At 39.9% G+C, this 9119-nt stretch carries 7 protein-coding genes; 6 read left to right on the top strand and 1 reads right to left on the bottom strand.

Annotated features, from left to right (window positions below):
- The 3 genes from VB836_RS10635 to VB836_RS10625 form a co-directional block, all read left to right on the top strand.
- On the top strand, nt 1–2213 hold a 2213-nt coding region (locus VB836_RS10635), incomplete at its 5' end, for a CHAT domain-containing protein (RefSeq protein WP_323219329.1).
- A 400-nt stretch (nt 2214–2613) separates the two neighbouring features.
- The gene (locus tag VB836_RS10630) at nt 2614–5604 is read left to right on the top strand and encodes a CHAT domain-containing protein (protein WP_323219328.1); all 2991 of its coding nucleotides are present in this window, start codon (nt 2614–2616) and stop codon (nt 5602–5604) included.
- Nucleotides 5605–5619: 15 nt separating this feature from the next.
- Nucleotides 5620–6192 (top strand): 2'-5' RNA ligase family protein, encoded by a 573-nt coding sequence (locus VB836_RS10625; RefSeq protein WP_323219327.1) that lies wholly within the window; start codon nt 5620–5622, stop codon nt 6190–6192.
- Nucleotides 6193–6448: 256 nt separating this feature from the next.
- Here VB836_RS10625 and VB836_RS10620 read toward each other — a convergent pair whose 3' ends face one another.
- Complete coding sequence (locus VB836_RS10620) at nt 6449–7393, bottom strand: alpha/beta fold hydrolase (RefSeq protein WP_323219326.1); 945 nt, start codon at nt 7391–7393, stop codon at nt 6449–6451.
- A 156-nt stretch (nt 7394–7549) separates the two neighbouring features.
- On the opposite strand from VB836_RS10620, the gene infC reads away from it, so the two are divergent.
- The 3 genes from infC to VB836_RS30340 all read left to right on the top strand — a co-directional run.
- On the top strand, nt 7550–8107 hold the full coding sequence (infC, locus tag VB836_RS10615; RefSeq protein WP_046281052.1) for a translation initiation factor IF-3: 558 nt from the start codon (nt 7550–7552) through the stop codon (nt 8105–8107).
- A 233-nt stretch (nt 8108–8340) separates the two neighbouring features.
- The gene (locus tag VB836_RS10610) at nt 8341–8940 is read left to right on the top strand and encodes an IS607 family transposase (protein ID WP_323219325.1); all 600 of its coding nucleotides are present in this window, start codon (nt 8341–8343) and stop codon (nt 8938–8940) included.
- Nucleotides 8825–9119: helix-turn-helix domain-containing protein (locus tag VB836_RS30340; protein WP_407659635.1), on the top strand; the 295-nt coding region annotated here is incomplete at its 3' end. The genes VB836_RS10610 and VB836_RS30340, both read left to right, overlap by 116 nt.

Genomic DNA, 9119 nt, shown 5'->3' with positions numbered 1-9119 from the left:
CCTTAAAAGTCTATACCCGTGAAGCTTTTCCCTATGAATGGGCAATGACTCAAAATAACTTGGGTAATGCCTACAGTCAACGCATCGAAGGAGATAAGGCAGACAACCTCGAACAAGCTATTGATGCTTATACTGAAGCCTTAAAAGTCTATACCCGTGAAGCTTTTCCCTATGAATGGGCAAGAACTCAAAACAACTTGGGTAACGCCTATAGTGAACGCATCCAAGGAGACAAGGCAGACAACCTTCAACAAGCGTTTAATGCCTATACTGCTTTCCAAAATGCTCTACAAGTCCACACTCTTAAAACTTTTCCTCTTGATTGTTTGCAAACCAGTTGGAATTTAGGAGATTTAGCATTAAAACAGGGGGACTGGCAACTGGCTATTGAAGCCTATGATTTGGCAATTGAATCAATTGAAATCACTCGAAATTGGGCAAGAACAGACAAACGCCGTCAGGAAATTTTAGCAGAATCAATTGATGTCTATGCGAACATGATTCAGGCTTGTATTAATCAGAGTCACCTCGAACAAAAACAGGGTAAACTTCAGCAAGCCCAAGACTTATTAGAGAAAGCTTTAGAAACTTCTGAACGTTATCGTTGTCGTCAATTGGCGGATTTGTTTGCGGTTCGGGATCTCTATCCCGATGGAAATATTCCCCCGGAAATTGAACAATACAATCAACTCCAGCAGCAAATTTATAATCTTCGCGATCGTTATTCATCAGATAATACCCGACAACTCACCGAAGCGGGAACTCATTCCCAAACTCGCGCCCAATTTGAAGCGGAAACAGAGGAAATAAAACGGCTAGAAGATGAAAAGAAAAAAATCTGGGAAAAAATTCGCAGTTATGATCCGGTTTTGGCGGGACAGCTTCAGGTTGATCCGCTCGAAATTAAAGACATCCAAGCTTTAATTACCGATGAAACAACCGCCCTTTTAAGTTTCTACAGTACCGACAACGATACTTATATTTTTATTCTGCGAAATGTCGGAGAGAAATTAGAGAACAGATTGGTTAATCTCCACATTTGCAAAAATCAAGGTATTGAAACACTGCAAAATTGGATATATGATAACTGGTTTACTCCCTATTGTAATCGTAAAAATAGCAAACTCTGGTGGGAGAACATGACGGAATTTCTGGCTGAACTTTCCGAACGTTTACAACTCAAGTCGTTGGTTGATGAACATTTAACGGGAATTGAAGAATTAATAATTGTTCCTCATTTGTCTTTGCATCAAATTCCGTTTGCAGCTTTACCCATTGAACCCAAACCAACAACCCCAGAATTGAGCGATGAAATTAACTCCCCATCGGGCGAATTTTACCCAGAAGAAACAACCAGAGAATTTACTATTACTCCCCGAATTTCTCAGCCCAAAACTCCCGTAAAAGTTACCCCAAAACCGAGCGAATATTTGGGCGATCGCTTTCGGTTGCGTGTGGTTCCAAGCTGTCAAATATTGAACTTTTGTTCTCGGCGAGATCCAATTTCATCGGCTAAAATGGGAATCGTTGAAAATGCGACGGGCGATTTAGTATTTACCGAATACGAGTGTAAAATCTTGAGTCAATTGTATCAGGTTCCAGACAGTCAACGTTTATATTTTCAAAATGCAACCTTTGAAAATTATCAAAATCTGATTAAAAATGTACAGTTTATTCACTCCAGCCATCATGCGAGTTCTCGCCTCGATAACCCCCTCGACTCTAAACTTACGCTGTATGAAGGAGAAGTCACACTCAGCCATCTGTTAACTTGGCGTTTACCGGAACTTTCGGACGTGTTTCTTTCCTGCTGTGAAACACATTTTACCCTGACACAAATTACCGATGATACCTTAACTTTGGCGGCGGGTTTTCTCTGTGCGGGGGCGAGAAGTGTGGTGAGTACGTTGTGGGCGGTTGATGATTTGTCAACGGCGTTATTTTGTTTGTTTTATTATCAAAATATTCAACAGAACTTCACCCGTTCAGAAGCGTTGCAGAAAGCACAGGTTCAACTCAGAACTCTAACAGGTAAACAGTTGGAAGAAAAATATAAAGCCGAACTGGATAACTATCTATTGAAACAACAAGCCGAGGAAAATAGAGATAAAATTTGGAACCATCAGCGTGATTTACTGTCATTATGTAAGCAAGAGTTTCCTTTTAGCAGTCCTTACTATTGGGCGGGTTTTGTATCTCAGGGTTTATCGTAAAATCATAAATTGATATTCACAAGCTAATTTATTTGAGAGGGAATTTTTAATTAATTTTTCCTCTCCTGAGTGATTTTAATTTTTTCTTGAATTGTGTTACTATATAGTGACTTTTGTAATGATGTAAACTTAAAAAAGAGTGATCAGGGTTGCGATCGCCTTCAACGGTATAAAAGTTAGGCAAGTTTACTCAAATCTTTTTGAGATTTTGATGACACAATTGAGGTATTATATATTGAATATCACTGCAACGCAGGACTCTAGATGGCGATCGCACGCACTCATCTATCCCAAAAATTGATTCAGTGCGGTTATAGTGATGAAGCGATGGAATAAGAGAAAAATAAAGTTCTCTTGAGGGTGCTATCGATTAAACGAATTTTAAAGTGAGTCGAACAATATGGATGAACTGCTGAACCAAGTCTATCACGAAATCATTTATAACTTGCTCATTCATCCCCCTAACCAAGCCCTCAATGTCTTAAAAAATCATGCTCAGGTGGTTGATGATGATTTTTTACAAGTTCTCAGAGAAACTGTAATTACGCTTGGCGAACGAAACTGTCAAGAAGATGCTGATTTCCTCAATAAACTGGTTCAAAAAGTAGAAGAATCGGGCGGTTTTTCATCTTTACTCGCACAAGTTGCACCGCCAAAGCCAGCCGAAACTCCGGCTCAGAAAGCAGATCCTCAACAGCAAAAAACAGCGACTCCAAAAATCGTTTCACCGGAAAAACAATCCGCCGCAGAAAACCTTTATAATCAAGGAACACAACAGTTTCAAGCGAATCAATATACTGCCGCATTTCAATCTTGGCAACAAGCTTTACAACTCTATCGAGAACTTCAAGATAGACGCGGAGAAGTTAATTGTTTAGGGAAATTAGGCAATGTTTATCAGTCATTAGGACAATATCAACAAGCCCTCACTTGTCATCAACAAGCTTTAACTATTGCTCGTAAAATTAAATACCGTCAAGCCGAAGCAAATGCCCTCAGTAGCTTAGGAAATGTTTGTTATTCAATTGGGCAGTATGATCAGGCGATTGAAGGCTATAAACAAGCATTATCTATCTCTAAAACAATTGAATATCGAGTTGGAGAAGCCAATACTCTCGGAAATTTAGGCAATGTTTATTATGTTCTGGGTAAACTCGAAGAAGCCATCAAAAATTATCAACAAGCTTTAACCATTGCCCAAGAATTAAATTATCGATTTGGGGCGGTTAATTTTCTGAATAACTTAGGGAATGTCTATGCTTCTCTAGAGCAATATGAACAGGCAATTGCTTATGTTTATCAGGCGTTAACCTTAGCAAGAACGCTCAACTATCGCTTTGGCGAAGCGTATTTTTTAAGCAATATTGGAAAAATCTATCAAGCCAAAGCAGAACCAGAACAAGCCAAAGTTTACTTTGAACAATATTTAGAGTTAGTTCGCAGTATTCAATCTCCACAAATGGAAGCCAATGCTTTGCAACATTTAGCAAATACCTATAAAATTATGGGTGAACCTGAATCTGCGATCACTCACTATCAACAATCTTTAGAAGTTCATCGCCAAACTCAAAATCCCCAAGGTGAAGCGATAACACTGAGTATTTTAGGACAAATTTATCAACAGTTACGACAAACAGATACAGCCATTCAAGCTTTACAAGACTGTCTAAAAATTGCCACACCTAAAGCCTTACCTACCGAATGTTTAGCCGCCGGAAGTCATTTAGGAGATCTAGGTTTAAGTACATATAATTGGCAACTTTCTCTCGAAGGGTATGAACAAGCAATTCAAGCGATTGAACATATTTGTACGGGAATTAGTCCGATAGAGATTCGTTCAGAAATTGCCAAAGAATCTCGAGAAATTTATGCCAAACAGGTGCAAGCTTGTATCACGCTGAAGCAATATGAAAAAGCTTTGGAATTTGTTGAAAGATGGCGTTGTCAGCGACGGGTAGAGTTAACAGATAGTTCTCTATTTCCCTCATCGGGAGAAGTACAATCTCTCCTCAAAAAATATGAGCGTTTACAACAGCAACTCCACGCTTTGCATCTGCGACGCCAATCTGATGAAATGAAACAATTAACAACAGCAGGAGTTCGACTCAACAGTTCAGTAACGTTTAAAACAGAGTCAGAAATTCTGGATACTCTCGAAACGGAAAAACAAAAAGTTTGGGAAGATATTCGCCGTTTAGATGAAATTGTCGCCGAACAACTCCAAGTCAATGGCTTGAGTCTTGAAGAAATTCAAGCTTTAATTCCAGATGAAACCACAGCAATTTTAAGCTTTTACAGTACAGCAGAAAATACTTATATTTTTGTCGTCCGTCAAACTGAAATTTTACTCCATATCTGCGAAGGAGAAGGAATAGAAACCCTACAAGATTGGATCGAAAAATCCTGGGTTGAAAATCAGAAAAATCATCTGCGTGAATGGCGGAATAAAATGATTGAATTTTTGTCAGAGTTATCTCGCAGACTCCAGCTTAATCAATTAATCTCCGACTCTTTAGAAAACTGTAATGAACTGATTATTATTCCTCATCTAAAACTACATCATATTCCCTTTGCTGCACTCCCCATTCAACTCGAAGATCAAACAGTCTATTTGTGCGATCGCTTTAGAATCAGAACGATTTCTAGTTGTCAAATGCTAAAATATAATCAATACCCAAATCAAACCATTGATTCTAACTCAATAGCAATCTTAGAAGATACAACTGGAGATCTAGTTTTAACTCGTTATGAATGCCAAAAAATAGCCAAAATATACCAAGTTTCTCCAGAATTTTATCTCTCGGGTGAAACAGCAACGGTTAGTCAGTTTGAAAGCTTAATCAAGCAAGTTCAGCTTTTTTATATGGGTTCTCCCCTGCGTTTTACATCCGAAAATCCTCTAGAGGCTGAACTCCAATTCAATGATGGTACAATTTCTATAGCTCAGATGTTGGCTTGGCATCTATCCGAGCTATTAGAAATCGTTATTCCCAGTTTAAAACTCGAGAACCAACCCCTAGATTTTTACGAGCTAAATATGAGAGTATTTAACCGATTTTTAGAGAGGGGAACTCAACGATTAATCTACTCACTATGGTCTTTAGAAGATATTGCCACATCGCTTTTAATCTGGTTTTATTATCAGAATCTACAACAAAAAAGCTGTACTGAAGCATTACGTCAAGCTCAAATTCAACTCAGAAATTTAACAGGTCAAGAACTAGAAAAAGTTTATAAACCTGAAATTCTCGCCTATCTCAAGCAACAACAAGAGACAAAAAACCAACAAAAAATTAATGATCAACGTACACTTTTAGCTTGGAAATGTCAGCAAGACTATCCCTTTGAAAGTCCCTATTATTGGGCAAATTTCATAATTTATGGTTGTTAATTGAAGTCAAAACCGATGAAATCCTCTGAACCGTTATTATTTATTGCCTTGCTTCCGCCGATGGAAGTTCAAAATGAAGTCACCCAAATCAAACAATATTTTGCCCAAAATTACAACAGTAGCCATGCTTTAAAATCTCCCCCCCACGTTACTTTACAACCCCCGTTTAAATGGTTAACTGAAGATTTTTACCTCTTAGAAGAATGTCTGACTGAGTTTGCTAAAATCTATGCTCCCATACCCATTACGTTATCTGGGTTCGGTTCATTTCCACCTCGAGTTATTTATGTGAACGTGATAAAAACCCCAGAATTAATGGAAATTAAAAAACATTTAATGTCTCATCTAGAAACGACTTTAACTCTTGTTGATGAAGTTTCTAAAAGTCGTCCGTTTTCTCCTCACATGACAGTTGCATTCAAAGACTTAACTCGCCAGAATTTTAAATTAGGATGGCAAGAATTTGAACATAAACCTCTGAAATTTGAGTTTACAGTCTCGCAGTTAACGCTGTTAATTCACAATGGAGAAAAGTGGAATATTCAAGCAGAATTTCCCTTTTTATTAAGTGATAAAATCGGAGATTGATTTCTTTTAAAGTCTTTCAAAGAGTCTGGGAGAATTCCACAAAATTTATTCTAGATGTATTCAATCTATATCAACCCACCCTTTCAAACAGTAGGGGCGGGTTCTACAAAATTTATTCTAGATGTACCCAATCTATATTAACCCGCCCCAATGGATTTAAAGTAGACGGGGCGGGTTTATCAGGTATTATTTCTAGGAAGTTCCAAATTGATTTTAACCTGCCCCTACAAGTATATTAATCTTGATTCATTTGCAGTTATTCGGGTGTATTTTGCTCAGAAAAACAGGCAATCCAATCCAAAATTTCTCGATGAACTAATTCGGGACATTCATCTTGAGGACAGTGACCCCCTCGATCCAATTCGACAAACTTAATATTAGAATTGTACTGAAGATATTTGCTCGGATTCGCAAAACCGATAGGAATTAATCGATCTTGTTTTCCCCAAAGTAATAGAATGGGAACATTAACCCGAGGTAAAAGCGTCTTCACACCCGGCCCCAAACGCGAACTTCCCATGACTTTAAACAGCAGAGAAAAAGCCCTCGCCGCCCCTCGATCAGTCGAGGGTGTTGCTAAAATATCAACCAGTTCATCGCTAACAGCATCAGGATTTTCATAGGCAAATCTAGCCCAACGACGAACCAGAGATCGACGCCGAACAATGTAGAAAAGGGTTCTCAAAACAGGGGGCGAGGCGACGGTATTTTGAATGGCTTCGACAATCGGGAGCATCCATTGAGGAACGGCTTCTGTTTGAGCCACCGGATCAGGTAAACTAATGGCAACCACCCCTTGGGCTATTTCGGGGTATTGAGCCGCAGCAACCAACGCAACTAACGATCCCACCGAATTTCCCACTAAAATAGCAGGTTCCCCAATGAAGGTCGCCCAAAAGTCATAAACCAAATCCGCCCAAAGAGAGGTATCATAGTCCGCGATCGCCTTTTGGGACGCTCCAAAACCCAACAAATCTAGGGCATAAACGGTGTGAGACTGACTCAATTCCCGCAAACTATATCGCCAATGTCCAATAGAAGCCCCGAAGCCATGCAACAAGATCATCGGTGGGGTTGAGGGTTCTTCAGGGGTTGTGCGGTGGGATGATCTGATATAGGCGTAACGAATTCGCCAACCTCGCCAAACCCAATCTCGCTGGAAACCGTAGGGCGGCGGTACATTTTTTGCAGTCAATTCCACGTTGGATCAAAACATAACTTTACATTTGTTCCCTATAATCTTAGCGTTCCTAGAATTTAGATTAAATCTTCACCGAAATTTAGTTGAAGTGAGTAGAATATTTATATATTCATGGACACGCTCATTTATACACTAACTGCTTCTAAAACTTTGTCAATGTCTGTTATCGATAAAAAAAGAAATCGCAATCTGCCCCAAATCAACGACAATATCCGATTTCCGAAAATCCGGGTGATCGATATCGACGGCGCACAACTGGGGATTCTGACTCCTCGGGAAGCCCAACGACTGGCGGAAGAAAAAGAACTAGATCTCGTTCTGGTCAGCGATAAAGCAGATCCTCCAGTCTGTCGGATTATGGACTATGGGAAATACAAGTTTGAGCAAGAGAAAAGGGCGAGAGAAGCCAAGAAAAAGCAGCACACGGCTGATGTAAAGGAAGTGAAGATGCGCTACAAAATTGATGACCACGACTATCAAGTGCGGGTCAATCAAGCGAAACGCTTCCTCAAGTCCGGCGATAAGGTAAAAGCTACAATCATGTTTCGTGGCCGGGAAATTCAACATAGCAACCTCGCCAAAGACCTGCTGAACCGGATGGCAACCGATTTAGAAGAATTAGCCGAAGTACAACAATATCCCAAACAAGAAGGGCGATCGATGATGATGTTGTTGTCTCCGAAGAAGTTAGCAGGTCAGACCAGTAACCAGTAACCAGTGTAGGGGGGGTAATTCATGAATTGCCCCTACCAGTTATTTCAGTAACCAGTTATTAGCTATCAACTCTACCCTGAAACCTCTTCACGGGTCACGGGTCACTTGAGGTTTGATTGCTCTGTGGCAAATTCCCCCAATAAGTTCGGCATCAAAACGATTAGAATTTACACCAAGGGTTTGTGAACAGATATAAATTTGCTCACATAAGCTCACATACGCTAATATGAGGTATGAGCTTAGTACCTTTGCGAAAAGCAGTAGAAAAAACAGGTCTACACCCAAACACACTCAGGAAGTATGCAGACGAAGGTCGAATTTACTCCATTAGAAATGCAGCAAATCAGCGTCTATTTGACGTTGACAGCTTCATTCGGGAGCTTATACCTCAGACCGACTATCAGATCTGTTATTGCCGAGTTAGTAGCACAAAACAACGAGACGACCTGGATAGACAAGTTGCTTACATGGTGTCCGTCTTCCCACAAGCAGAAATCATCAAAGACATCGGCTCTGGACTCAACTTTAAGCGAAAAGGTCTTCAAACCTTACTGGAACGACTTATGCGAGGCGACAAGTTCACGCTTATTGTTGCCTGTCCCGACAGACTTGCTAGGTTCGGATTCGAGCTTATTGAATGGATGGTCAAACATAACGGTGGAAAAATCGTGGTTCTGGACAAACTATGTCACTGCCCGGAAACTGAACTCACCGCCGATCTTCTCTCCATCATTCACGTCTTTAGTTGCCGAATGCACGGACTCCGAAAGTACGGGAAAAAGATCTCTGAAGATCCGGATCTACCTAACAGCATCTCAAAAAAATCTCGTTAAACAGTGGTTTGGAGTGTCAAGACTTGTTTTTAACACTACCGTTAAATACCTCCAAGAACCTGATACTAAGGCAAATTGGAAGGCAATTAAAACAGGTATTTTGAATTCATTGCCAGACTTTTGTAAGTCAGTACCTTACCAAATTAAGTCAATAGCGGTTAAGGATGCTTGTAAAGCGG

The organism is Limnoraphis robusta BA-68 BA1, assembly GCF_034932365.1.
GTDB classification, from domain to species: Bacteria; Cyanobacteriota; Cyanobacteriia; order Cyanobacteriales; family Microcoleaceae; genus Capilliphycus; species Capilliphycus robustus.
This window is presented reverse-complemented; position numbering and strand designations above follow the sequence as displayed.

Bases quoted from the DNA above. Each gene is read 5' to 3' on its own strand.
- infC (WP_046281052.1), top strand. From the start codon at position 7,550: ATGTCTGTTATCGATAAAAAAAGAAATCGCAATCTGCCCCAAATCAAC.
- VB836_RS10610 (WP_323219325.1), top strand. From the start codon at position 8,341: ATGAGCTTAGTACCTTTGCGAAAAGCAGTAGAAAAAACAGGTCTACAC.
- VB836_RS10630 (WP_323219328.1), top strand. From the start codon at position 2,614: ATGGATGAACTGCTGAACCAAGTCTATCACGAAATCATTTATAACTTG.
- VB836_RS10625 (WP_323219327.1), top strand. From the start codon at position 5,620: ATGAAATCCTCTGAACCGTTATTATTTATTGCCTTGCTTCCGCCGATG.